At 66.0% G+C, this 23,688-nt stretch carries 20 protein-coding genes and 1 tRNA gene; 16 read left to right on the forward strand and 5 right to left on the reverse strand.

The genetic code is table 11. The annotated features are described in order from the left end of the window. Nucleotides 1–292: 292 nt before the first annotated feature. From LDO29_RS10630 to LDO29_RS10645, 4 genes are all read right to left on the reverse strand, one after another. Nucleotides 293–367: transfer RNA gene (locus LDO29_RS10630), tRNA-Val, on the reverse strand. Nucleotides 368–491: 124 nt separating this feature from the next. Next, nucleotides 492–1,202 carry a DNA polymerase III subunit epsilon gene (gene dnaQ, locus LDO29_RS10635; RefSeq protein WP_224079751.1) on the reverse strand — a complete coding sequence of 237 codons (711 nt, stop codon included), beginning with the start codon at nt 1,200–1,202 and terminating at the stop codon, nt 492–494. A gap of 31 nt (nt 1,203–1,233) precedes the next feature. Further along, nucleotides 1,234–1,671: a ribonuclease HI gene (gene rnhA, locus LDO29_RS10640; protein ID WP_224079752.1), complete on the reverse strand. Its 438-nt coding sequence runs from the start codon at nt 1,669–1,671 to the stop codon at nt 1,234–1,236. 64 nt (nt 1,672–1,735) lie between these two features. Then, the gene (locus LDO29_RS10645; protein WP_224079753.1) at nt 1,736–2,530 is read right to left on the reverse strand and encodes a class I SAM-dependent methyltransferase; all 795 of its coding nucleotides are present in this window, start codon (nt 2,528–2,530) and stop codon (nt 1,736–1,738) included. Nucleotides 2,531–2,542: 12 nt separating this feature from the next. Between LDO29_RS10645 and gloB the strand changes: the two genes are divergently transcribed. The 15 genes from gloB to LDO29_RS10720 all read left to right on the forward strand — a co-directional run bounded on the left by gloB (nt 2,543) and on the right by LDO29_RS10720 (nt 22,121). Next, on the forward strand, nt 2,543–3,343 hold the full coding sequence (gloB, locus tag LDO29_RS10650) for a hydroxyacylglutathione hydrolase (RefSeq protein ID WP_224079754.1): 801 nt from the start codon (nt 2,543–2,545) through the stop codon (nt 3,341–3,343). Nucleotides 3,344–3,476: 133 nt separating this feature from the next. Further along, nucleotides 3,477–5,135 (forward strand): transglycosylase SLT domain-containing protein, encoded by a 1,659-nt coding sequence (locus LDO29_RS10655; protein WP_224079755.1) that lies wholly within the window; start codon nt 3,477–3,479, stop codon nt 5,133–5,135. Between the two features lie 174 nt (nt 5,136–5,309). Next, a complete protein-coding gene (locus LDO29_RS10660) occupies nt 5,310–7,202 on the forward strand; it encodes a propionate--CoA ligase (protein WP_224079756.1) in 1,893 nt (630 codons plus the stop codon). Nucleotides 7,203–7,385: 183 nt separating this feature from the next. After that, on the forward strand, nt 7,386–9,755 hold the full coding sequence (locus tag LDO29_RS10665) for a bifunctional salicylyl-CoA 5-hydroxylase/oxidoreductase (protein WP_224079757.1): 2,370 nt from the start codon (nt 7,386–7,388) through the stop codon (nt 9,753–9,755). A gap of 2 nt (nt 9,756–9,757) precedes the next feature. Beyond that, on the forward strand, nt 9,758–10,558 hold the full coding sequence (locus LDO29_RS10670) for an SDR family NAD(P)-dependent oxidoreductase (protein ID WP_224079758.1): 801 nt from the start codon (nt 9,758–9,760) through the stop codon (nt 10,556–10,558). Nucleotides 10,559–10,638: 80 nt separating this feature from the next. After that, nucleotides 10,639–11,490, forward strand: a complete 852-nt coding sequence (locus LDO29_RS10675; RefSeq protein WP_224079759.1) for an enoyl-CoA hydratase family protein — start codon at nt 10,639–10,641, stop codon at nt 11,488–11,490. A 34-nt stretch (nt 11,491–11,524) separates the two neighbouring features. Beyond that, the gene (locus tag LDO29_RS10680; RefSeq protein ID WP_224079760.1) at nt 11,525–12,694 is read left to right on the forward strand and encodes an acyl-CoA dehydrogenase family protein; all 1,170 of its coding nucleotides are present in this window, start codon (nt 11,525–11,527) and stop codon (nt 12,692–12,694) included. Between the two features lie 69 nt (nt 12,695–12,763). Further along, nucleotides 12,764–14,440, forward strand: a complete 1,677-nt coding sequence (locus tag LDO29_RS10685; RefSeq protein ID WP_224079761.1) for an AMP-binding protein — start codon at nt 12,764–12,766, stop codon at nt 14,438–14,440. Continuing rightward, nucleotides 14,437–14,910 carry an acyl-CoA thioesterase gene (locus LDO29_RS10690; protein WP_224079762.1) on the forward strand — a complete coding sequence of 158 codons (474 nt, stop codon included), beginning with the start codon at nt 14,437–14,439 and terminating at the stop codon, nt 14,908–14,910. Before LDO29_RS10685 ends, LDO29_RS10690 begins: the two co-directional genes overlap by 4 nt. A gap of 25 nt (nt 14,911–14,935) precedes the next feature. After that, nucleotides 14,936–15,346: a RidA family protein gene (locus tag LDO29_RS10695; protein WP_224079763.1), complete on the forward strand. Its 411-nt coding sequence runs from the start codon at nt 14,936–14,938 to the stop codon at nt 15,344–15,346. Between the two features lie 334 nt (nt 15,347–15,680). After that, complete coding sequence (carA, locus tag LDO29_RS10700) at nt 15,681–16,817, forward strand: glutamine-hydrolyzing carbamoyl-phosphate synthase small subunit (RefSeq protein WP_224079764.1); 1,137 nt, start codon at nt 15,681–15,683, stop codon at nt 16,815–16,817. Between the two features lie 48 nt (nt 16,818–16,865). Further along, on the forward strand, nt 16,866–17,555 hold the full coding sequence (gene leuE, locus LDO29_RS10705) for a leucine efflux protein LeuE (protein WP_224079765.1): 690 nt from the start codon (nt 16,866–16,868) through the stop codon (nt 17,553–17,555). Nucleotides 17,556–17,634: 79 nt separating this feature from the next. Then, complete coding sequence (carB, locus tag LDO29_RS10710) at nt 17,635–20,883, forward strand: carbamoyl-phosphate synthase large subunit (RefSeq protein ID WP_224079766.1); 3,249 nt, start codon at nt 17,635–17,637, stop codon at nt 20,881–20,883. A gap of 223 nt (nt 20,884–21,106) precedes the next feature. Then, a complete protein-coding gene (gene greA, locus LDO29_RS10715; RefSeq protein WP_224079767.1) occupies nt 21,107–21,583 on the forward strand; it encodes a transcription elongation factor GreA in 477 nt (158 codons plus the stop codon). A gap of 34 nt (nt 21,584–21,617) precedes the next feature. Further along, nucleotides 21,618–22,121 (forward strand): DUF4149 domain-containing protein, encoded by a 504-nt coding sequence (locus tag LDO29_RS10720; protein ID WP_224079768.1) that lies wholly within the window; start codon nt 21,618–21,620, stop codon nt 22,119–22,121. A gap of 67 nt (nt 22,122–22,188) precedes the next feature. Here the strand turns inward: LDO29_RS10720 and LDO29_RS10725 are convergent, their stop codons facing one another. Next, nucleotides 22,189–22,689, reverse strand: coding sequence for a YhbY family RNA-binding protein (locus tag LDO29_RS10725; RefSeq protein ID WP_224079769.1), 501 nt, complete (start codon nt 22,687–22,689; stop codon nt 22,189–22,191). 207 nt (nt 22,690–22,896) lie between these two features. Here LDO29_RS10725 and LDO29_RS10730 point away from each other — a divergent pair, with 207 nt between their 5' ends. After that, nucleotides 22,897–23,574: an RlmE family RNA methyltransferase gene (locus LDO29_RS10730; RefSeq protein ID WP_224079770.1), complete on the forward strand. Its 678-nt coding sequence runs from the start codon at nt 22,897–22,899 to the stop codon at nt 23,572–23,574. Nucleotides 23,575–23,688 lie beyond the last annotated feature (114 nt).

The following is a 23,688-nucleotide window of genomic DNA, read 5'->3' on the forward strand; positions in this document are numbered from 1 at the left end:
TGTCCGGCGCGGCGCGTTTAGCGGGCCTACGCGCCTCGATCAGGCCGGCTGGCTATGCCGGCCTCACCCGCTGCCCGACCGGCGTCCTGGCGGCTCGATTTCGCCGGCTGGCGGGTAAACCGGCGCCTTGGCGGAGTGGGGGAAATGCTACGGGGACAGCCTTTGGCGGCTGGCGGGGAGGGGGCGACACGGGAATCAGCTCCGTACGGGCGAATCTCCGTACTTTGCTCCGTACCAAAGAAAAAAGGACTTGGGCTGTTGGCCGCAAGTCCTTGATTCCATTCACGAATTCTGGTGGGTGGTACAGGGATTGAACCTGTGACCCCTGCCGTGTGAAGGCAGTGCTCTACCGCTGAGCTAACCACCCCAGCTGCTGCATCGCTTTCGCGTTGACTTTGTCGTGCAGCGGAGAAATGAGATTATGCAGACGTTCCTGTATCTTGTAAAGCCCTTTTGTCAGATTTTTTCTGGGCGCGGATGCTGAGGGGCCGTTATGCGGCTGGAAGCTCTTGCCATACCGTCTTGCCGCCGCTGGCCTTGTCCAGTTGCTTGAGCACGGCAACATGTGCCGCCGCTTCGGCGTCGCTGGCGCGCAATACGGGCAGGACAATGCGCGACAGGTCTGTTTCCGCGACGGAGCCATCCGTGGCTTCCGTGCCATCGAGCATGTCGATGACCAGCGAATTCTGCCCGCGCGTCATGGCCAGGTAGACCTCGGCCAGCAGCTCGGCATCGAGCAAGGCGCCGTGCAGCGTGCGGTGGGCGTTGCTCACGCCGAGCCGGTCGCACAGCGCATCGAGCGAATTGCGCTTGCCCGGGAACATCTGGCGCGCTTCGAGCAGGGTATCGATCACGCCGCCGATGTGGTCCCGGAACGGCGACAGCCCCAGCAGCCGGAATTCCATGTCCAGGAAGCCAAGGTCGAACTGGGCATTGTGGATGATCAGCTCGGCGTCCTGCACGAAGTCGCGGACCTCGTTGACGACCTCGGCGAACTTGGGTTTGTCGGCCAGGAATTCGACGGTGATGCCGTGCACGGCCACGGCGCCTTCGTCGATGTCGCGCTCGGGATTGACGTAGAAGTGCAGGTGGCGGCCCGTGAGGCGCCGGTTGACCAGTTCGACACACCCGATTTCGATCAGGCGGTCGCCGGTGGCGGCATTCAGGCCGGTGGTTTCAGTGTCGAGAACGATTTGTCGCATGGCGGGCATTCTAGCGGAGGGCTGGGCAGAGTCAGGCGCTGATCGATTCGACGCCACGGTTTGCCAGCGCGTCGGCACGTTCGTTGCCCGGGTGGCCATTGTGGCCGCGTACCCAGTGCCAGCTGATCTTGTGCGGCTGCGTCAGCGCATCCAGCTCTTGCCACAGGTCGGCGTTCTTCACCGGCTTCTTGTCCGCGGTCTTCCAGCCGCGCGCTTTCCAGCCGGGCAGCCATTCGCTGATGCCTTTTTGCACGTACTGCGAGTCGGTGTAGACCTGCACCGTGCAGGGACGCTTGAGCGCGCGCAGTGCCTCGATGACCGCGGTCATTTCCATGCGGTTGTTGGTGGTGTTGGGCTCGCCGCCGAACAGCTCCTTTTCGCGGGTGCCCGCGACCAGCACCGCGCCCCAGCCGCCGCGGCCGGGATTGCCCTTGCAGGCGCCATCGGAATAGATCGTAACTTCTTGCATATGTGGTTCGTCAGGGCAGCCGCACGGGCTGCCGCAGGGTTCATATACGGCGCGTGCTGGCGTGTCAGCGGTCTTCGCCGGGGGTCTTGCCGTGTGTGCCGGTTGGCGTGGCCACCGGAGCGGCGACGGGTGTGAGCGCTGCCTTGGCGGTCTTCCAGGCCGGGCCGACCAGGCGGATATTGCGCACGCGCTTGACCGCGGAAATCATGTACACCGCGCCAAAGATCGGCCACCAGCGGTCGCCGGCCTTTTCCATGAATGCGGCACGCTGCAGCCAGCGGTCGGTGCGGTACGGCGGGCAGTAGCAGCCGAAGCGGCCACGGATGATGTCAAAGCCCAGCAGCTTGAGCCAGTCCTTGATGCGCACGAAGCCGATCGACTGCGCATCGGTGGGCAGGAACGGCATGGCGCCAAGGCGGTTCAGGCCCTGGCGCGCACCCCACAGGCTCATCGGGTTGAAACAGGTCACCACGACACGGCCTTCGGGCATCAGCACGCGCGACACCTCGCGCAGCACTTCGTGCGGATCCTCGGCGAACTCGAGGACATGAGGCAGGGTGGCGAGATCGATGCTCTGCGTGTCGAACGGGAGTTCGTCGAACCGGCACAGCAACTGGCGCGCGTCGGGGTGCGCCGCGCGCGGCCCGTGGGGGCCGCTGGCGGGGTCGAGCGCGAGCGCCGAAAACGGCATCCGGTTCTCGCGCAGGGTGTCGATGGCGGGCAGGCCCATCTGAACCGCGTGATAGCCGAAAATATCGGTCACGGTCCGGTCGTATTGCTGCGCCTCCCACCGGAGCATGTATTGCCCGGGAGGCGAAGCCAGCCAGTCTTCCCAGCTTACAATCGGACGATCAGCCATAGGAGCACGCGCATGTTGAAAGTGGAGCCGATTCCCGCCTTTCAGGATAACTATATCTGGGCTATCCACGACGGCCGAAATGCTGCCGTGGTCGATCCCGGCGAGGCGGCGCCGGTGGAGCGGTTCCTGGTGGACAAGGGCCTGGCTCTGGGCGCTATTGTAATCACCCATCACCACGGCGATCACCAGGGCGGTGTGGCGGAGCTGCTCGCGGCGCATCCGACCACCCCCGACGGCACGCCCATGCCCGTGATCGGGCCAGCCGGCGAGCGCATTGGGGGACGCACCCGGGCCGTGCGCGAAGGCGACACGGTGACGCTGCAGGCGCCCGCGCTGCATCTGCGTGTGCTCGACGTGCCTGGCCATACCGCGGGCCACGTCGCCTATGTCGGCGAACTGGAGGGGGCCGGGCCGGCCGTGTTCTGCGGCGATACGCTGTTCGCCACCGGCTGCGGCCGCCTGTTCGAGGGCACGCCGGCGCAGATGCTGGCGTCGCTGGACAAGCTGGCGTCGCTGCCGGGGGAAACGCGCGTGTACTGCGCACACGAGTATACGCGCAGCAATGTGCGCTTTGCGCGCGCGGTGGAGCCCGGCAATGCCGCGCTGGCCGCCTGGGAGGCGCGCGTCGAGGCGCTGCGCGAGCAGGGCAAGCCGACTGTGCCATCCACCATCGCGCTCGAGCGCGAAGTCAACCCCTTCCTGCGTTCGCGCGAACCGGCGGTGCGCGCGGCTGTGCAGGCGCAAGGGGGCAACGTAGCAGGCGATGCGAAGGCTTTCGGCGCCCTGCGTGGCTGGAAGGACAATTTCCGCTGAGCCGCGCCGGAACACGCCCGGCGGCAGCTTGAGGCACGCGGCCATGCCTTTGTCGCATGGAAAATCTCATTGACGCGAAAGCCCGTTTTTCTTAGCATCACGCAACCTTTTAGCGTCACAATTCGAGAACTTAATGAAATTTGGTCGATTACTGGCGGTGTTTGCAAGCGTGGTGCTGCTGGCAGCCTGCGCCAGCACGCCCACACCGCCCGGCGCCGATGCGTCCGGCGCCCCGACCGCCCTGACTTCCACGCGCAGCGGCAAGGATCCGCTCAACTCGCTCAGCGTCGACAAGACGCTCGCGCCTGGCGCCGCCAGCATCAATGCCGATCAGCCTGGCCTCGACTGGCTGCGCGGCCCGTCCACCGATATCTGGGACCGTATCCGCCGTGGCTTCGCCATGCAGGACCTGGAGGGGACGCTGGTTGACGACCGCACGCAGTGGTACGCGCAGCGCCCGGAGTACATGGAGCGCATGGTGGCCCGTTCGAGCCGCTACCTGTATCACATCGTGGAAGAGCTGGAGCGGCGCAACATGCCGACCGAGCTGGCGCTGCTGCCGTTCGTCGAGAGCGCGTTCAACCCGCAGGCGCAATCGAGTGCCAAGGCGGCGGGCATGTGGCAGTTCATCCCGAGCACCGGCAAGACCTACAACCTGAAGCAGAACATGTTCCGCGACGAGCGCCGCGATGTGCTGGCCTCGACCGATGCGGCGCTTGACTACCTGGCGCGCCTCTATGACATGTTCGGCGACTGGCACCTGGCGCTGGCGGCGTACAACTGGGGCGAGGGGGCCGTGTCCCGAGCGATCGCGCGCAACCAGGCGCGCGGCCTGCCGACGGACTACGCCAGCCTGACCATGCCGAACGAGACGCGCTACTACGTGCCCAAGTTGCAGGCGGTGAAAAACATCATCGCCAACCCGGCTGCGTACGGGGTCAGGTTGCCGGAGATCCCGGACCATCCGTATTTCGTCACGGTCACCACGAGCCGCGATATCGACGTCACGCTGGCGGCCAAGCTGGCCAATATGTCGCTGGACGAGTTCAAGGCGCTGAACCCGTCGTTCAACCGGCCGGTGATCCTGGGTGCGTCGAATCCGCAGATCCTGCTGCCCTTCGACAATGCCGAACGGTTCCAGTACAACCTGAATACTTACCGGGGCGGGTTGTCGAGCTGGACAGCGGTGACGGTGGATAACCGCGAGCGGGTGGAAGCGCTGGCGGCGCGCCTGAACGTCGATCCGGACACGCTGCGCGAGATCAACAGCATTCCGCGCGGGATGCGGCTGAAGGCGGGCTCGACGGTGATGATTCCGCGTTCGGGCCACCACGACCAGGACATCAGCGCCACGCTGGCCGACAGCGCCATGCTGGCGGTGGAGCCTGACCTGCCCGATGCGCGCCGCGTGGTGGTGCGCGCCGGCCGCCGGGATACCGTGGCCTCGGTGGCGCGCCGCTACGGTGTATCGGCGAGCCAGGTGCAATCGTGGAACAAGCTTTCCGGCACCAAGCTGGTTGCGGGGCAAAGCCTGGTGCTGATGGTGCCGGTCCGCGCCGGCAGGGGGGGCAAGGCCGCGCGCACGGAGTCGGCCACCGACAAGCCTGAGGTCGTGCGCGTGTCGGCGTTCGGCAAAGGCAAGGCTGAGGGACGCAAGCGCATGACGGTGGAAGCCGCGCCGCGCCATGCGGCAAGCAAGGGATCCGGGGCTTCGCGTTCGGCGGCGGCCAAGTCGGCGCCCGCAGTGAAGGCCTCGTCCAAGGGGGCTTCCAAGGCAGCCAAGGCCCGCTAGATTGGCAGCATGAGCGGAAAAACGGGGCGTCGCCTGGGGCACGCCCCGTTTTTATTGCACCTGCGTAGCGGTGGGGGGCGGCGCATGCCCATCCGGCCGGGGGCGCACAGGACGCCGTGCCGGTGGCAAACTAGCGGGACGATAACTACCCGCAAGACGCGGAGGAGACCTGCCATGACGGCAAGCCATGCCGTGCATGCCCGTTCGCTGGCCGACCCCGAGGGGTTCTGGGCCGAACAGGCACGGCGCATCGACTGGGAAACCCCGTTCGGACAAGTGCTCGACAACAGCCGCGCGCCATTCACGCGCTGGTTCGTCGGCGGACGCACGAACCTGTGCCACAACGCCGTGGACCGGCACCTGGCCGCGCGCGCGCAGCAGCCGGCGCTGGTCTGGGTGTCCACCGAAACGGAGCAGGAGCGCACCTATACGTACGCGCAGTTGCACGATGAGGTCAACCGTATGGCGGCCATCCTGCAAGGGCTCGGCGTGCGCAAGGGTGACCGCGTGCTGGTCTATATGCCGATGATCCCCGAGGCGGCGTTCGCCATGCTGGCCTGCGCGCGCATCGGCGCGATCCATTCGGTCGTGTTCGGCGGCTTTGCGTCGGTCAGCCTCGCGGCGCGTATCGATGACGCGCAGCCACGCGTCATTGTCAGTGCGGACGCTGGTTCGCGTGCCGGCAAGGTGGTGCCCTACAAACCGCTGCTCGATGAGGCCATCCGGTTGTCCGGCCACAAGCCCGGGAAGGTGCTGCTGGTCGACCGCCAGCTCGCCGACATGCCGCGCGTGGAGGGTCGCGACGAGGATTATGCGGCCTGGCGCGAACGCGTGGCCGGCGCCCAGGTGCCGTGCACCTGGCTGGAGTCCTCCGAGCCGTCCTACGTGCTCTACACGTCCGGCACGACCGGCAAGCCCAAGGGCGTGCAGCGCGATACCGGCGGCTATGCGGTCGCGCTGGCGACCTCGATGGAATACATCTTCTGTGGCAAGGCCGGCGACACCATGTTCACGGCGTCGGACATCGGCTGGGTCGTGGGGCATAGCTACATCGTCTACGGCCCGTTGCTGGCGGGCATGACCACGCTGATGTACGAAGGCACGCCGATCCGCCCGGATGGCGGCATCCTGTGGCGGCTCGTGGAACAGTACAAGGTCAACCTGATGTTCAGCGCGCCCACCGCAATCCGCGTGCTGAAGAAGCAGGACCCGGCCTTCCTGGCGAAATATGACCTGTCGAGCCTGCGGCTGCTGTTCCTGGCCGGCGAGCCGCTCGACGAGCCCACGGCCCGGTGGATCCAGGACGGCATCGGCAAGCCGGTGGTCGACAACTACTGGCAGACAGAATCCGGCTGGCCGATCATCGCCATCCAGCGCGGCATCGAGGTGCTGCCGCCCAAGCTCGGCTCGCCGGGCGTGCCGGCCTATGGCTATGACCTGCGCATCGTGGACGAGAACACGGGCGAGGAATGTGCCCCGGGGCAGAAGGGCGTGGTCGCCATCGATGGCCCGCTGCCGCCGGGTTGCATGAGCACGGTGTGGGGCGACGACGAGCGCTTCGTGCACACCTACTGGTCGGCGGTCCCGAACCGGCTGTGCTATTCGACCTTCGACTGGGGCGTGCGCGACGAGGATGGGTATGTGTTCATCCTCGGCCGTACCGACGACGTCATCAACGTGGCCGGCCATCGCCTGGGCACGCGCGAGATCGAAGAGAGCCTGTCGTCGCACCCGGGCGTGGCGGAAGTCGCGGTGGTGGGCGTGCAGGACGCGCTCAAGGGGCAGGTGGCGATGGGTTTCTGCATCGCCCGTGACGCCGCGCGCACCGCGACGCCCGAGGCGCGCCTTGCGCTCGAGGGCGAGCTGATGAAGACGGTCGAGCAGCAGCTTGGCGCGGTGGCGCGTCCGGCACGCGTGTTCTTCCTGAACGCGCTGCCCAAGACGCGCTCGGGCAAGTTGCTGCGCCGCGCCATCCAGGCGGTGGCGGAAGGGCGCGATCCGGGCGACCTCACCACGATCGAGGATCCCACCGCGCTGGAACAGTTGCTGTCGGCCCTGAAGGGCTGATCGCCGGGCCGGGCGTCCGCGCCTGCGCCTCAGGGAAATCTGCGACGTGCGCCTGTCGGGGCACATCGCAGATTCGGCTTGCAAGGTACGCGCATGCAGACTAATATTTGAAGTATCAAATATTTAAACCTGATTTAGATGCGCTCCCCGCTGGCGGCGGGGTAGCCCGGCAGGAGACGACAGATGCGAGTGCTTTGTATTGGCGGCGGCCCGGCAGGCTTGTACTTCGGCCTGTTGATGAAGCTGCAGGACCCGGCCAACGAGGTTTTCGTGGTGGAGCGCAACCGGCCCTACGATACGTTCGGCTGGGGCGTGGTGTTCTCCGACGCCACCATGGACAACCTGAAGCAGGCCGACCCGGTCAGTGCCTCCGAGATCAACGAGGCCTTCAACCACTGGGACGACATCGACATCCACATCGGCGGGCGCACCATCCGCTCCGGCGGCCATGGCTTCATCGGCATCGGCCGCAAGCGGCTGCTCAACATCCTGCAGGCGCGCTGCGAAGCGCTCGGCGTGAAGCTGGTGTTCGAGACTGACGTCACCGATGACCAGACCCTTGCCATGCAGTACCAGGCCGACCTGGTCATCGCCTCGGACGGCCTGAACAGCCGCATCCGCACGCGCTATGCCGACAGCTTCCAGCCGGACATCGACACGCGCCAGTGCCGCTTCGTCTGGCTCGGCACGCACAAGCTGTTCGACGCGTTCACCTTTGCATTCGAGAAGACCGAGCACGGCTGGTTCCAGGCACATGCCTACCGATTCGACGACAACACTTCCACGTTTATCGTGGAGACCCCGGAAGAGGTCTGGCGCGCGGCGGGCATCGAGCAGATGAGCCAGGAAGAGGGCGTCGCATATTGCGAGAAGCTCTTCGCCAAGTATCTCGACGGCAACAAGCTGATCAGCAACGCGGCACACTTGCGCGGTTCTGCGATCTGGATCCGCTTCCCGCGCGTGATCTGCAAGCACTGGGTGCACTGGAACACGCTGCCCGATGGCCGCCGCGTGCCGGTGGTGCTGATGGGCGATGCTGCGCATACGGCGCACTTCTCCATCGGCTCGGGCACCAAGCTGGCGCTGGAGGATGCGATCGACCTGGCAACCGAGATCGCCAGCTCGGGCCCGTCCGCGCATGACGCCTTGCCCACGGCGCTGGAGCGTTATGAAGCGACCCGCAGCGTGGAAGTGCTGAAGATCCAGAACGCCGCGCGCAATTCCACCGAGTGGTTCGAGAATGTCGAGCGCTACGCCGGGCTGGCGCCCGAGCAGTTCGCCTATTCGCTGCTGACGCGTTCGCAGCGCATCTCGCACGAAAACCTTCGCGTGCGCGATGCCGGCTATGTGCGCAAGTTCGAGCACTGGCTGGCTGGCCAGGCCGGCGTGCCGGCTGATGCGCTGCGCCTGCGTGAAGACAAGCCTGTGCCGCCGATGTTCACGCCGTTCCGCGTGCGTGGCGTGACGCTGAAGAACCGCGTGGTGGTATCGCCCATGGCGATGTACTCGAGCGTGGACGGCGTGCCGGGCGATTTCCATCTCGTGCACCTCGGCTCGCGCGCACTCGGCGGCGCTGGCATGGTAGTGGCAGAGATGACCTGCGTGTCGCCCGATGCGCGCATCACGCCGGCCTGCCCCGGCTTGTGGAACGACGCACAGCGCGATGCCTGGAAGCGCATCGTCGATTTCGTCCACGCCAACAGTGATGCGCGCATCGCCATGCAGCTCGGCCATGCCGGCCGCAAGGGCTCGACGCAGCTCGGCTGGGAGGCCATGGACCACCCGCTGCCGCAAGGCAACTGGCCGCTGCTGTCGGCCTCACCGATTCCGTACCTGCCCGGTGAATCGCAGGTGCCGCGCGAAATGACGCGCGACGACATGGAGCGCGTGCGCGATGACTTCGTCGCCGCCGCACGCCGCGCCGCAGAGGCCGGATTCGACTGGCTCGAACTGCACTGCGCCCACGGTTACCTGCTGTCGAGCTTCATCTCGCCGCTGACCAACCAGCGCACCGACGACTATGGTGGCACGCTCGCCAACCGCCTGCGCTATCCGCTTGAAGTGTTCGAGGCGGTGCGTGCCGTGTGGCCGGCGGACAAGCCCATGTCGGTGCGCATCTCCGCGCACGACTGGGTCGAAGGCGGCATCACGCCCGACGATGCGGTGGAGATCGCGCGTGCGTTCAAGGCGGCCGGCGCCGACATGATCGACTGCTCGTCAGGCCAGGTCAGCCCCGACCAGGCGCCGGTTTACGGGCGTATGTACCAGACGCCGTTCGCCGACCGCATCCGCAACGAGGCCGATATTCCGACCATTGCGGTGGGCGCCATCTTCGAAGCCGACCATGTTGACAGCATCATCGCGGCCGGCCGCGCCGACCTGTGCGCGGTGGCGCGACCACATCTGGCCGACCCGGCCTGGACGCTGCACGAAGCGGCAAAGCTTGGTTATCGCGATGTGAACTGGCCGCGGCAGTATGAAGCCGGCAAGCGCCAGCTCGAGACCAACCTGGAACGCGCCGCGGCCCTGGCCCGCGCCGTGGTGGAGCACTGACGATGGCGGGCGAGCTTCCCCTGCAAGGCCGGCACGCGCTGGTGACCGGCGGCGGACGCGGCATCGGCGCGGCGATCGCGCGCCGGCTGCTGGCCGATGGGGCCAGCGTAACGCTGGTCGGCCGCGACGTGCTGGTGCTGGAGCGCACCGCCGACGAACTGCGGCCGCTGCTGACCGCAGCCGCAGTGCTGGCCGCCGTGCCTGCCGATATCAGCGATGCCGACAGCGTGGCCGCGGCCTTTGCCGCCGCAGAGTCCAGGGCCGGCGTGGTCGGCGTGCTGGTGAACAACGCCGGCCAGGCGCACAGCGCGCCGTTCGGCAAGACCAGTCTGGCGCTGTGGCAACGCATGCTGGATGTCAACCTGACCGGCACGTTCCTGTGCACGCAGGCCGCGCTGCCGGCAATGACGGCGTCGGGGTGGGGGCGCATCGTCAACGTGGCCAGCACTGCGGGCCTGGTCGGCTACGGCTACGTCAGCGCCTACTGCGCGGCCAAGCATGGGGTGATTGGGCTCACGCGCGCGCTGGCGCTGGAGACCGCGCGCAGCGGCATTACCGTCAACGCGGTTTGCCCGGGCTATACGGAAACCGACATCGTGCGCGACGCCGTGGCCAATATCATCGACAAGACCGGCCGTACCGAAGCCGAGGCGCGCGCCGAACTGGCCGCGCGCAACCCGCAGCGGCGCCTGGTGCAGCCCGATGAAGTGGCCGACGCCGTCGCGTGGCTATGCCGGCCGTCTGCCAGTGCGGTGACGGGGCAGGCGATCGCGGTGGCGGGCGGGGAAGTGATGACAGGATAAGCGCGGGCTGCCGATATGCGGCATCGCCAGCGAATAGGGCAGCGGATCGCGCTGCACATCGAACAAGACAGAGACAGAACATGACCGACATCGCACTCGACATGCGCCACCACAAGCGCAGCTTCGCGGACTACTCGCCGAAGCATTTCCTGTGGTCCGTCTCGGACGACGGCAAGGTGGCCACCATCACGCTGAACCGCCCGGAGCGCAAGAACCCGCTGACGTTCGATTCCTATGCGGAGTTGCGCGACCTGTTCCGCGCGCTGTGCTATGCCAGCGATATCAAGACCGTGGTCGTCACGGGCGCAGGCGGCAACTTCTGCTCGGGTGGCGACGTGCACGAGATCATCGGCCCGCTCACGAAGATGAGCATGCCGGAACTGCTCGATTTCACGCGCATGACCGGAGACCTCGTCAAGGCCATGCGTGCCTGCCCGCAGCCCGTCGTCAGCGCGATTGACGGCATCTGCGCCGGCGCTGGCGCGATGATGGCGCTGGCCTCCGACATGCGCGTGGGCACGGCGCAGGCCAAGACCGCATTCCTGTTCGTCCGCGTGGGCCTGGCCGGTGCCGACATGGGCGCCTGTTCGCTGCTGCCACGGGTGATCGGTCAGGGCAGGGCCAGCGAACTCCTTTACACCGGTCGCGTGATGACTGCCGAAGAAGGCCTGCAGTGGGGCTTCTTCAATGCGCTGCATTCGTCGGACAAGGTCCTGGCCGAGGCGCATGCGCTCGCCGCGCAACTCGCTGCCGGCCCGACCTTTGCCCACGGCGTGACCAAGAAGCTGCTGCACCAGGAGTGGAACATGGGTCTCGATGAAGCCATCGAGGCTGAAGCCGAAGCCCAGGCCATCTGCATGCAGACGCGAGATTTCCGGCGTGCCTACGAGGCCTTCGTTGCCAAGGGCAAGCCGGTGTTCGAAGGCGACTGACCGCAACCGAAGGCGCGAACCAAAGAGATTCCCGATGTCCGACAAGACCTATCTCGACCTGCCCCTGCTCGACGATTCGCACCGCGCGCTGGAGCGCGACCTGGACGCGTGGTGCGCGGCGAACCTGAAGGTGGACCACAGCGATACCGACGCCGCCTGCCGCGCGCTGGTGCGCCAGCTCGGCGAAGCCGGCTGGCTGCGCTACTGCGTGCCCGCCGCGCATGGCGGCGCCTTGCCGGCGCTCGATTCGCGTTCGCTTTGCCTGCTGCGTGAAACGCTGGCCCGCCATGATGGCCTGGCCGACTTCGCGTTCGCCATGCAGGGCCTCGGCTCCGGCGCGATTTCTCTTGCCGGCACCCCGGAGGTGCGCGAGCGCTACCTGCCGCGCGTGGCGCGCGGCGAGGCGATCGCCGCCTTTGCGCTGTCCGAGCCGGAAGCCGGTTCGGACGTGGCGGCCATGCAGTGCAGCGCGCGGCTCGATGCCGACGGCAGCCACTATGTGATCGATGGCGCCAAGACCTGGATCTCCAATGGCGGTATTGCGGATTTCTACTGCGTGTTCGTGCGCACCGGCGAGGCGCCCGGCGCGCGCGGCATCTCTGCCTTCGTGGTCGATGCCGACACGCCGGGCCTGAGCATCGCCGAGCGCATCGACGTGATGGCGCCGCACCCGCTGGCCACGCTGCGCTTCGACAATTGCCGCGTGCCGGTGGCGAACCGCCTGGGCGAGTCCGGGCAGGGCTTCAAGGTGGCGATGATGACGCTGGACATCTTCCGCGCCTCGGTGGCGGCGGCGGCGCTCGGCTTCGGCCGCGCGGCGCTCGACGAGGCGCTGGCGCGCGCCCGCGCGCGGCCGATGTTCGGCGGCGTGCTGGCCGATCTGCAGCTCACGCAGGCCGCCATCGGCGACATGGCCACCGCCATCGACGCGGCGGCGCTGCTGACCTATCGCGCGGCGTGGCTGCGCGACGTGAAGGGCGTGCGCACCACGCGCGAGGCGGCCATGGCCAAGATGGTGGCGACCGAGAACGCGCAGCAGGTGATTGACCGCGCGGTGCAGATGTTCGGCGGCCTGGGCGTCAAGGTCGGCACGCGCGTGGAGGGGCTCTATCGCGAGATCCGCTCGCTGCGCATCTACGAAGGCGCCACCGAAGTGCAGAAGCTGATCATCGCGCGTGAAACGCTCGCGGCGGCGGCAGGCTGAGCCGGCACGGCATCCGCCCGAACATAGCCAAACCACCAAGTCAGCGATACAGCAGACAGGAGACAAGTCATGGCGACCACAGCCCATCTCGATACCTTTGCCCGCGACCGGCTGCCCCCGCCGCAAGCGTGGCCAGAGTTCGTCTTCAATGCGGACACCGATTACCCCGAGCGCATGAACTGCGCCGTGGAACTGGTTGACCGGCACGTGCGCGAAGGCCGCGGCGAGCGCGTGGCCGTCCGTCAGCGGCGCGACGGCGAGATCGAGACCATCACTTATGCCCAGCTGTCGGCGCTGAGCAACCGCATCGCCCATGTGCTGACCGAGGACATGGGGCTGGTGCCGGGCAACCGCGTACTGCTGCGCGGGCCCAACAACCTGATGATGGCCGCGAGCTGGCTCGCGACGATCAAGGCGGGCCTGATCGCCGTGCCGACCATGCCGCTGCTGCGCGCGAAGGAGCTCAAGCAGATCATCGACAAGGCAGAGGTCAGCGCGGCGCTGTGCGACGCGAGGCTGCGCGAAGAGCTGGAGGCCAACCTGCAGCAGGGCGGAGAGTTCCACTGCCCGAGCCTGACGCAGGCGCTGTATTTCAACGGCGAGGGCGAGGGTTCGTTGGAAGCCGCCATGGCCGGCAAGCCCGAGACGTTCAATGCCTGCGACACGGCGGCCGACGACATTTGCCTGATCGCATTCACGAGCGGCACGACCGGCCAGCCGAAGGGCACCGTACACTTCCACCGCGACGTGCTGGCGATGTGCGATCTGTTTCCCCGCCACGTGCTGCGCCCGGAGCCGGACGACATCTTTTGCGGCACGCCGCCGATCGCCTTCACCTTCGGGCTGGGCGGCATCCTGTGCTTTCCGTGGCGCATCGGTGCCAGCACCGTGCTGGCCGAGAAGCTCACGCCGGACGGGCTGTTGGAACTGATCGCGGACTTCCGCGCGACCATCGTGTGCACCGCACCGACCTTCTACCGCCAGATGGCCGCGCTGGCTTCGCGCTACGACCTGCGCAGCCTGAAGAAGAGCGTGTCGGCCGGCGAGGCGCTGCCCGATGCCACGCGCCAGGCGTGGAAGGCGGCAACCGGCATCGAGATGACCGACGGCATCGGCGGCACGGAGATGATGCATATCTTCATCTCGAGCGCCGGCGCCGAGGTGAAGCCGGGAGCTATCGGCAAGGTCGTGCCGGGCTACGTCGCGCAGATCGTCGACGAGGACATGCAGCCCGTGCCGCCAGGGACGGTGGGCAAGCTCGCGGTGCGCGGCCCCACAGGCTGCCGCTACCTGGACGACCCGCGCCAGGGCAACTATGTAAAGGCCGGATGGAACCTGCCCGGGGACACCTTCTACATGGACGAGGACGGCTACTACTTCTACCAGGCACGCTCCGACGACATGATCATCTCGGCCGGCTATAACATCGCCGGCCCGGAGGTGGAGAGCACGCTGATGCAGCACAAGGACGTGGCCGAGTGCGGTGTGGTCGGCGCCCCGGACGCGGAGCGCGGCCAGGTGGTGACGGCCTACGTTGTGCTGCGCGAGGGCGTGGAGGCCAGCGACGCCACGCGCACGGCGCTGCAGGACTACGTGAAGCGGCAGATCGCGCCGTACAAGTACCCGCGGCGCATCGTTTTCGTGCCGGCGCTGCCGCGCACGGAAACCGGCAAGCTGCAGCGCTTCCGGCTGCGCCAGCTGGCGCAGCAGGGCAACGGCGGAGCGGCCGCGGCGGGGCAGCCATGAGCGCCGTGTTCCGCAACACCGTACTGGTGCGTTTCGGGCATTGCGATGCCGCCGGCATCGTGTTCTATCCGCGCTACTTCGAGATGCTCAATGACTTCATCGAAGACTGGTTCGCCCAGGCGCTGGACTGGCCCTTCAATGCCATGCACGGTGCCGGCCACGCCGGCGTGCCCACTGCCGACCTGCACTGCCGCTTTACCGCGCCCAGCCGCCTGGGCGAAACGCTCACGCGCGAACTGCGCGTGGCGAAGCTGGGGCAGTCCAGCTTCACGGTGCAAGTGCGGTTTGTGGGCCCCGACGCAGGCTTGCGGCTGGAAGTGACGCAGCGGCTGGTCTGCGTGGATACGGGCAAGATCGCGCCAAGGCCGTTGCCGGAGCCCGTGCGGCAAGCCATGGCGCAGTACCTGGATGCCTCCCTGGCCGCACCCGACGGGGCCAGGGCCTCTGAAGATTCAAAGCGATTCGAGTAACCGAGATAGATATCAGGAAGCCATCATGAAGATTCTGCAGCCGCCCGACTGGGCCGCACCGCGCGGCTATTCCAACGGCATCATGACGGAGATGCAGGCCGGCAGCCGGCTTATCTTCGTCGGAGGCCAGATCGGCTGGAACGGCCAGTGCGAGTTCGAAACCGACGACTTCGGCCTGCAGGTGGCCCAGACCCTGCGCAATATCGTTGCCGTACTGGAAGCGGGCGGCGCGAAGGCCGAACACATCACGCGCATGACGTGGTATGTGAAGGACAAGGCGGAATACGTGGGCGCCTACCCGGTCATCGGCCAGCACTACCGCGACATCATCGGCCGGCATTTCCCGGCCATGACGGCGGTCGAAGTGGCCGACCTCGTGGAGCCGCGCGCCAAGGTGGAGATCGAGGTAACGGCGGTGGTGCCGCCGGCTGCATAGGGCAGCGCGTCCGGGGCGGAGGCGTCCGGGCCGGGTGGTGCAAGCATCGCCGGGTCGCGCGCAAGTCCTTGAAAACTTGAGAAATTGCCGGGTGCGGGATATAATTCGAAAGTTTCGCTTTCAGAACCCTTCACCCTAGCGCCTACCGCTTTCCACCTTCCGCCGCCCCCACCGCGCAGCCTTCGCCAGCATTGGAATATGCGACGCAAGGAGCATGCTGCGACCGAGTCGCGCCGCAATGGCAACCTGCCGATGCAGCCGTACCGGATCTCTCCCTGGGGGCACGAGGCGTTGATCAGGTCGGTCACGGGGTGAGTCCAGCAGGAGCCTACCCGTGTTACCGTCTTTCCCGTCCGCCATTCTCGCGCTTGCAGACGGCACGGTCTTTCGTGGCTATTCCATTGGCGCTTCCGGCCATACCATCGGCGAAGTGGTGTTCAACACCGCCATCACCGGTTACCAGGAAATCCTCACCGACCCGAGCTATTCCCGGCAGATCGTCACGCTGACGTATCCGCACATCGGGAATTACGGCGTCAACCGCGAGGATGTTGAAGCCACGAAAGTCCATGCCGCCGGCCTGATCATCAAGGATCTGCCGATCCTGGCGTCGAATTTCCGCAAGGAGCACACGCTCGGCCATTACCTGAAGCAGGAAAAGGTCGTCGCCATCGCGGGTATCGACACCCGCAAGCTGACTCGCATCCTGCGCGAGAAGGGCGCCCAGAACGGCTGCATCCTGGCCGGCGAGGACAATGTGCAGAAGGCCATCGACCTGGCCCGCTCGTTCCCCGGCCTGGCCGGCATGGACCTGGCCAAGGTGGTGTCGGTCAAGGAGCCGTACGAGTGGACGCAGTCGGAATGGGCGCTCGGCAAGGGCTACGGCAAGCAGGACAAGCCGCAGTTCCACGTGGTCGCCTATGACTATGGCGTGAAGTTCAACATCCTGCGCATGCTGGCCGAGCGCGGCTGCAAGGTGACGGTGCTGCCGGCCCAGGCCAGCGCGGCCGATGCCCTGGCGCTGAATCCGGATGGCGTGTTCCTGTCGAACGGCCCCGGCGACCCGGAACCGTGCGACTACGCGATCGCCGCCACGCGCGAGTTCATCGAGCGCGGTATCCCGACTTTCGGCATTTGCCTTGGCCACCAGATCATGGCCCTGGCCATCGGCGCCAAGACGCTGAAGATGAAGGCCGGCCACCACGGCGCCAACCATCCGGTCAAGGACCTGGATGATGGTCGTGTGATGATTACGTCTCAAAACCACGGCTTCGCGGTGGACGCGGAAACCCTGCCGGCCAACGCGCGCGTGACCCATGTGTCGCTGTTCGACGGCACGCTGCAGGGCTTCGCGCTGACCGACAAGCCGGCGTTCTGCTTCCAGGGCCACCCGGAAGCGTCGCCCGGCCCGAACGATGTGGCTTACCTGTTCGACCGCTTCACGAAGATGATGGCGGACGCGCGCAAGTAAGGGCGAGGCCATTCAAGAACAGGAACGAGCAGGGAACAAGGACACGCCATGAACGCCTTCATGCATACCGCCTTCGGCATCACCGACTTCTGGACCTATGTATTGGGCACGGTTTTCATCGTGCTGCTGCCGGGGCCGAACTCGATGTATGTGCTGTCCGTGGCGGCGCAGCGCGGCGTGCGCGCCGGCTACAAGGGTGCGTGCGGCGTGTTCCTCGGCGATGCGGTGCTGATGGTGCTGTCGGCGGCAGGCGTGGCTTCGCTGCTCAAGGCCAGCCCGGCGCTGTTCTACGTGGTGAAGTACATCGGCGCGGCCTACCTGGGCTGGATCGGGTTCAACATGCTGCGCGGGGCGGTGCGCAACTGGACGAAGGCTGGTCAGGCTGGCCAGGCGGGGCAGGCCATCAACGCTGCCGCAGCCATGCCCATCGACCAGTCCAGCCCGTTCCGCAAGGCGCTGGTCATCAGCCTGATGAACCCCAAGGCCATCCTGTTCTTCATCTCGTTCTTCATCCAGTTCGTCGACCCGGGCTTCGGCTATCCGGCGCTGGCGTTCCTCGCGCTGGGCGTGGTTGTGCAGATCTTCAGCTTCCTGTACCTGACGACGCTGATCTTCGTCGGCGTGAAACTGGCTGCCGCGTTCCGCCGCCGTCGCCGCTTGTCGGCGGGCGTGTCGAGCGGCGTGGGCGCCATGTTCATCGGCTTCGGCGCGAAGCTGGCCACGGCCACCCTGAGCTGATTTTCCGAATCCTGCGGGATTCCTGATATTCCGGTGCGGCCGTCCCGAACGGGCGGCCGGCCAAAAAAGAGATAGTGCAATGCCAAAACGCACAGACATCAAGAGCATCCTGATCATCGGCGCCGGCCCCATCATCATCGGCCAGGCGTGTGAATTCGACTATTCCGGCGCCCAGGCCTGCAAGGCGCTGCGCGAAGAAGGCTTCAAGGTCATCCTGGTCAACTCGAACCCGGCGACCATCATGACCGACCCGGCCACGGCCGATGTGACCTACATCGAGCCGATCACCTGGGAAGTGGTCGAGCGCATCATCGAGAAGGAGCGCCCGGACGCGATCCTGCCGACCATGGGCGGCCAGACCGCGCTGAACTGCGCGCTGGACCTGCATCGCCATGGCGTGCTGGACAAGTACAAGGTGGAACTGATCGGCGCGTCGCCGGAAGCCATCGACAAGGCCGAAGACCGCCAGAAGTTCAAGGACGCGATGACCAAGATCGGCCTGGGCTCGGCCAAGTCCGGCATTGCGCACTCGATGGACGAAGCGCTGGCCGTGCAGACCCGCATCGCGCAGGAAACCGGCACCAGCGGCTACCCGATCGTGATCCGCCCGTCGTTCACGCTGGGCGGCACCGGCGGCGGCATTGCTTACAACCGCGAGGAATTCGAAGAAATCTGCAGGCGCGGCCTGGACCTGTCGCCGACGCGCGAGCTGCTGATCGAAGAATCGCTGCTGGGCTGGAAGGAATACGAGATGGAAGTTGTCCGCGACAAGGCGGACAACTGCATCATCATCTGCTCGATCGAGAACCTGGACCCGATGGGCATCCACACCGGCGACTCGATCACCGTGGCGCCGGCCCAGACCCTGACCGACAAGGAATACCAGATCCTGCGCAACGCCTCGCTGGCCGTGCTGCGCGAGATCGGCGTCGACACCGGCGGTTCGAACGTGCAGTTCTCGATCAATCCGAAGGATGGCCGGATGATCGTGATCGAGATGAACCCGCGCGTGTCGCGTTCGTCGGCGCTGGCCTCGAAGGCCACGGGTTTCCCGATCGCCAAGGTCGCGGCCAAGCTGGCCGTCGGCTACACGCTGGACGAGCTGAAGAACGAGATCACCGGCGGTGCGACCCCGGCTTCGTTCGAGCCGTCGATCGACTACGTGGTCACCAAGGTGCCGCGTTTCGCCTTCGAGAAGTTCCCGCAGGCCGACAGCCACCTGACCACCCAGATGAAGTCGGTGGGCGAGGTGATGGCCATGGGCCGTACCTTCCAGGAATCGTTCCAGAAGGCCCTGCGTGGCCTGGAAGTCGGCGTGGATGGCCTGGACGAGAAGTCCGCCGACCGCGACGAGATCGTCGAGGAGATCGGCGAGGCAGGCCCGGACCGCATCTGGTACGTGGGTGACGCGTTCCGTATCGGCATGTCGCTGGAAGAGGTACACGCCGAGACCGACATTGACCCGTGGTTCCTGGCCCAGATCGAGGACATCGTCAAGACCGAAGGCCAGATCAAGGCACGCACGCTGGAAAGCCTGTCGGCTGCCGAGCTGCGCCACCTGAAGCAGAAGGGCTTTTCCGACCGTCGCCTGGCGAAGCTGCTGAAGACCGATGCCAAGGCCGTGCGCGAGGCGCGCATCGCCAACAACGTGCGTCCGGTCTACAAGCGCGTGGACACCTGCGCGGCCGAGTTCGCCACCAACACCGCCTACATGTACTCGACCTACGAGGCCGAGCATGGCGAGTGCGAGGCCAACCCGACCGACAAGAAGAAGATCATGGTGCTGGGCGGCGGCCCGAACCGGATCGGCCAGGGCATCGAGTTCGACTACTGCTGCGTGCACGCCGCACTGGCGCTGCGCGAGGACGGGTACGAGACCATCATGGTCAACTGCAACCCGGAAACCGTGTCGACCGACTATGACACCTCGGACCGCCTGTACTTCGAGCCGGTGACGCTGGAAGACGTGCTGGAGATCGTGGCCATTGAAAAGCCGGTCGGCGTGATCGTGCAGTATGGCGGCCAGACCCCGCTGAAGCTGGCGCTCGACCTGGAAGCCAACGGCGTGCCCATCATCGGCACCAGCCCCGACATGATCGATGCCGCGGAAGACCGCGAGCGCTTCCAGAAACTGCTGCAGGAACTGGGCCTGCGCCAGCCGCCCAACCGCACCGCGCGTGCCGAGGACGAAGCGCTGCGCCTGGCCGAGGAAATCGGCTACCCGCTGGTGGTGCGCCCGTCTTACGTGCTGGGTGGCCGCGCGATGGAAATCGTGCACGAGCCGCGCGACCTCGAGCGCTACATGCGCGAGGCCGTGAAGGTGTCGAACGACTCGCCGGTTCTGCTGGACCGCTTCCTGAACGACGCCATCGAATGTGACGTCGATGCGCTGTCCGACGGCAAGCGCGTGTTCATCGGCGGCGTGATGGAGCACATCGAACAGGCTGGCGTGCACTCGGGCGATTCGGCCTGTTCGCTGCCGCCGTATTCCCTGTTGGCCGAGACCGTGGCCGAACTGAAGCGCCAGACCGCCGCCATGGCCAAGGCGCTGAACGTGGTCGGCCTGATGAACGTGCAGTTCGCGATCCAGCAGAACAACGGAGTCGACACCGTCTACGTGCTGGAAGTGAACCCGCGTGCCTCGCGTACGGTGCCTTATGTGTCCAAGGCTACCGGCATGCAGCTGGCCAAGATCGCCGCACGCTGCATGGCCGGCCAGTCGCTGGACTCGCAGGGCATTGTCGATGAGGTGGTGCCGCCGTACTACAGCGTCAAGGAAGCGGTGTTCCCGTTCAACAAATTCCCGGGCGTCGATCCGGTCCTCGGACCTGAAATGCGTTCCACCGGTGAAGTGATGGGCGTGGGCAAGACCTTCGGTGAGGCGCTGTTCAAGAGCCAGCTCGCCGCCGGTTCGCGCCTGCCCGAAGAGGGCACCGTGCTGATCACTGTGAAGGACAGCGACAAGGTGCGTGCCGTCGCCGTGGCCCGCATGCTGCACGACATGGGCTACCCGATCGTTGCCACGCGCGGCACGGCCTCGGCCATCGAAGCCGCGGGCATCCCGGTCAAGGTGGTCAACAAGGTCAAGGACGGCCGTCCGCACATCGTGGACATGATCAAGAACGGCGAACTGGCGCTGGTGTTCACCACGGTGGACGAGACCCGCGGCGCGATTGCCGATTCGCGCTCGATCCGTACCTCGGCGCTGGCCCACCGTGTGCCTTACTACACCACCATCGCCGGCGCGCGCGCCGCAGTGGAGGGCCTGAAGCACATGCAGAGCCTGGAGGTCTATGACCTGCAGGGCCTGCATGCGTCGCTGGCGTAACATTGCAGCCGGACGGGGCCTTTGTGCCCCGTCAAGGGCCGTCGGCCCGCCGGTGTTGCTGCCGGCGGGCATCTTGGCCTAAACTACGTCGAATTCGTCGATCGGCGCCTGGTTTCCCGGGCGCCTTTCCCATCCGAAAGCCGCGGTTGAGCGGAAGTGCCCTGGCCAGATGCCGGGCATGGTTCCAGCTCCGCTGCGGCTCATTTTTTTGTTGATCGAAGACATGAGCACCATTCCGATTACAAAGCGTGGCGCCGAGCTCCTGAAGGAAGAGCTGCAACGCCTGAAGGCCGTCGAGCGTCCTGCGGTGATCAATGCCATCTCTGAAGCCCGTGCGCAGGGCGACTTGTCCGAAAATGCCGAGTACGATGCCGCCAAGGAAAAGCAGGCGTTCATCGAGGGCCGCATCCTGGAGGTCGAGTCCAAGCTGTCCACGGCGCAGGTCATCGACCCGACCCAGCTCGACACCGACGGCCGCATCGTGTTCGGCGCCACGGTCGACCTGGAAGACCTGGAGTCGGGCAGCGCAGTGAGCTACCAGATCGTCGGCGACGACGAAGCTGATCTCGATACCGGCAAGATTTCCGTCAGCTCGCCCATCGCGCGTGCACTGATCGGCAAGTTCGAAGGCGACGTTGCGACCGTGCTGGCACCGGGCGGCGAACGCGAGTACGAAGTCATCACCGTCCGCTATATCTGAGGCCGGCTCGCCGACCGAATCGACCGCGCGGATTGTGTTCTCTTCTTCCTACTCCAGCCTGCCGCCGCTGCCCCACCGGATCTTCCTGCTGCTGACGGTCATCTGGGCCGGCAGCCTGTGGACGGTGGGCTATATGGTGGCCCCCACGCTGTTTGCCGTGCTACCCAGCCGTGAAACGGCGGGCATGATTGCCGGCCACCTGTTCCAGACCGAGGCCATCCTCGGCGTGACCGTCGGCGTGCTGCAGATGGTACTGTGCAATGTGCTGATCCGGCGTGGCGCCAACCGCTATCGGGCACTGCGCTGGCTGGTCCTGGCCATGCTGTGCTGCGTGCTGGTGGGCTATTTCGGTACCCAACCGTTCATGGGCAGCCTCAAGGAGAAGGCCATGGCGCTTGGTGTCGGGGTGGCTGAGTCGCCGTTCCGCGAACAGTTCGGCATGCTGCATGGCGTGTCCAGCGCCTTCTACCTGGTGCAGAGCCTGCTGGCGCTGGCGCTGGTGTGGCGCGCTTCGGCGCCGCGTTCGACCGGCGAATAGCGCGGATAGGACCAAATAGGCCGGATTGGCCAGCCATGGCAGGTGGCCCGTCAGGGGCCACCGTCGTTCAGGCCAATGCCTTCTTCTTCTGGCTGCTCGGCCGCGCGCGGGAGCGCTTGACGTTGCCGCCAGCCGTAACGCGTTCATTGCCCAGCACGGTCACCTCCTTGCGCGTCGGGCGGCGGTTGGGCGCCCCGCTGGGCTTCTTCACCGTGACGGTGCGGGGGGCGGCACCCCGGCGGGCCGGTGTGTGGCGGCCCAGGTCCTGCGGCTGGTTTTCCTTCAGGCGGGCCTCGCCCGGGCGCCAGATGACCAGCAGCTTGCCGATATGCTGGATCGGCGCGGCGTCGAGTTCATCGCAGATGGCTTCATAGATGGCGATGCGTGCCTCGCGGTCGTCGCCGAATACGCGGATCTTGATCAGGTCGTGAGCGGCCAGGCTACGGTCGATTTCGGCCAGCACCGCTTGCGTAAGGCCCTCCGCGCCAATCATGACGACCGGATTGAGGCCATGGGCACGAGAGCGGAGTTCGGAGCGCTGGGCTGGAATAAGTTGGAGTGCGGACATAAATAGGCGCTGACGGCGCAGGCAATAAAGTGCTGCCAGCAGCCCGTACGGGCAATGGCGGGGCGGAGTGGCCGCCGCTGGCATGCGATTGGCGCGTATTATCCGCCAAACCAGTACGGGTTGGCGGCAAAAAACGGCAAAACAGGCAAGAAATTGGGGCGTTCCCGTCTTCGCGGCGCCAACAGACAGGAAACAGGCGTAATCAGAATGGCCAAAGGCAAGTCCAAGAACAAGTTCAACCAGTCGTGGCTGCACGACCATATCAACGACCCGTACGTGAAGATGGCGCAGCGCGAGGGTTATCGTGCCCGCGCGGCCTATAAGCTCAAGGAAATCGACGAGCAGGACAAGCTGATCCAGCCTGGCCACGTCATCGTCGACCTCGGGGCGGCGCCCGGAAGCTGGAGCCAGTACGCGCGCAACAAGCTGGCGGCTTCGCCGCGCGCGGCGGGCGGCAAGCCGGACGGCGCCGTGGTGGCCATCGATATCCTGCCGATGGAGCCCGTTGCGGATGTCACCTTCATTCAGGGTGATTTCCGGGAGGAAGAGGTATTTCGACAGCTCGAGGAAGTGGTGATGGCGGCTTCCGGCGGCGCCAAGATCGACCTTGTATTGTCGGATATGGCCCCCAATTTATCTGGAGTGGCCTCTGCCGACGCCGCCCGGATTGAATATCTGTGTGATCTGGCGTTGGATTTTGCGCAGGCACATCTCAAGGCGGACGGCGCATTGCTGGTAAAGTGTTTCCACGGCAGCGGTTACAGCCAGATCGTCGAGAAGTTCAAGCGGCAGTTCAAGGTGGTCGCCAAACGCAAGCCCAAGGCGTCGCGCGACAAATCCTCTGAAACATTTATCCTTGGGCGTTACCTCAAAGTGGTGAGTTGACGGATCCGGCAGAAACCGTGGCGCTTTGGCCCTCCTGGGCTATCGGCGCCATAGTTTTCGCTGTTACCCCTTCGGGGCGGGTGCTGCATTACAATGCAATGCAGCTATCCGTTG

This window comes from Cupriavidus laharis, assembly GCF_914271435.1.
In the GTDB taxonomy this organism is placed as follows: Bacteria; Pseudomonadota; Gammaproteobacteria; order Burkholderiales; family Burkholderiaceae; genus Cupriavidus; species Cupriavidus laharis.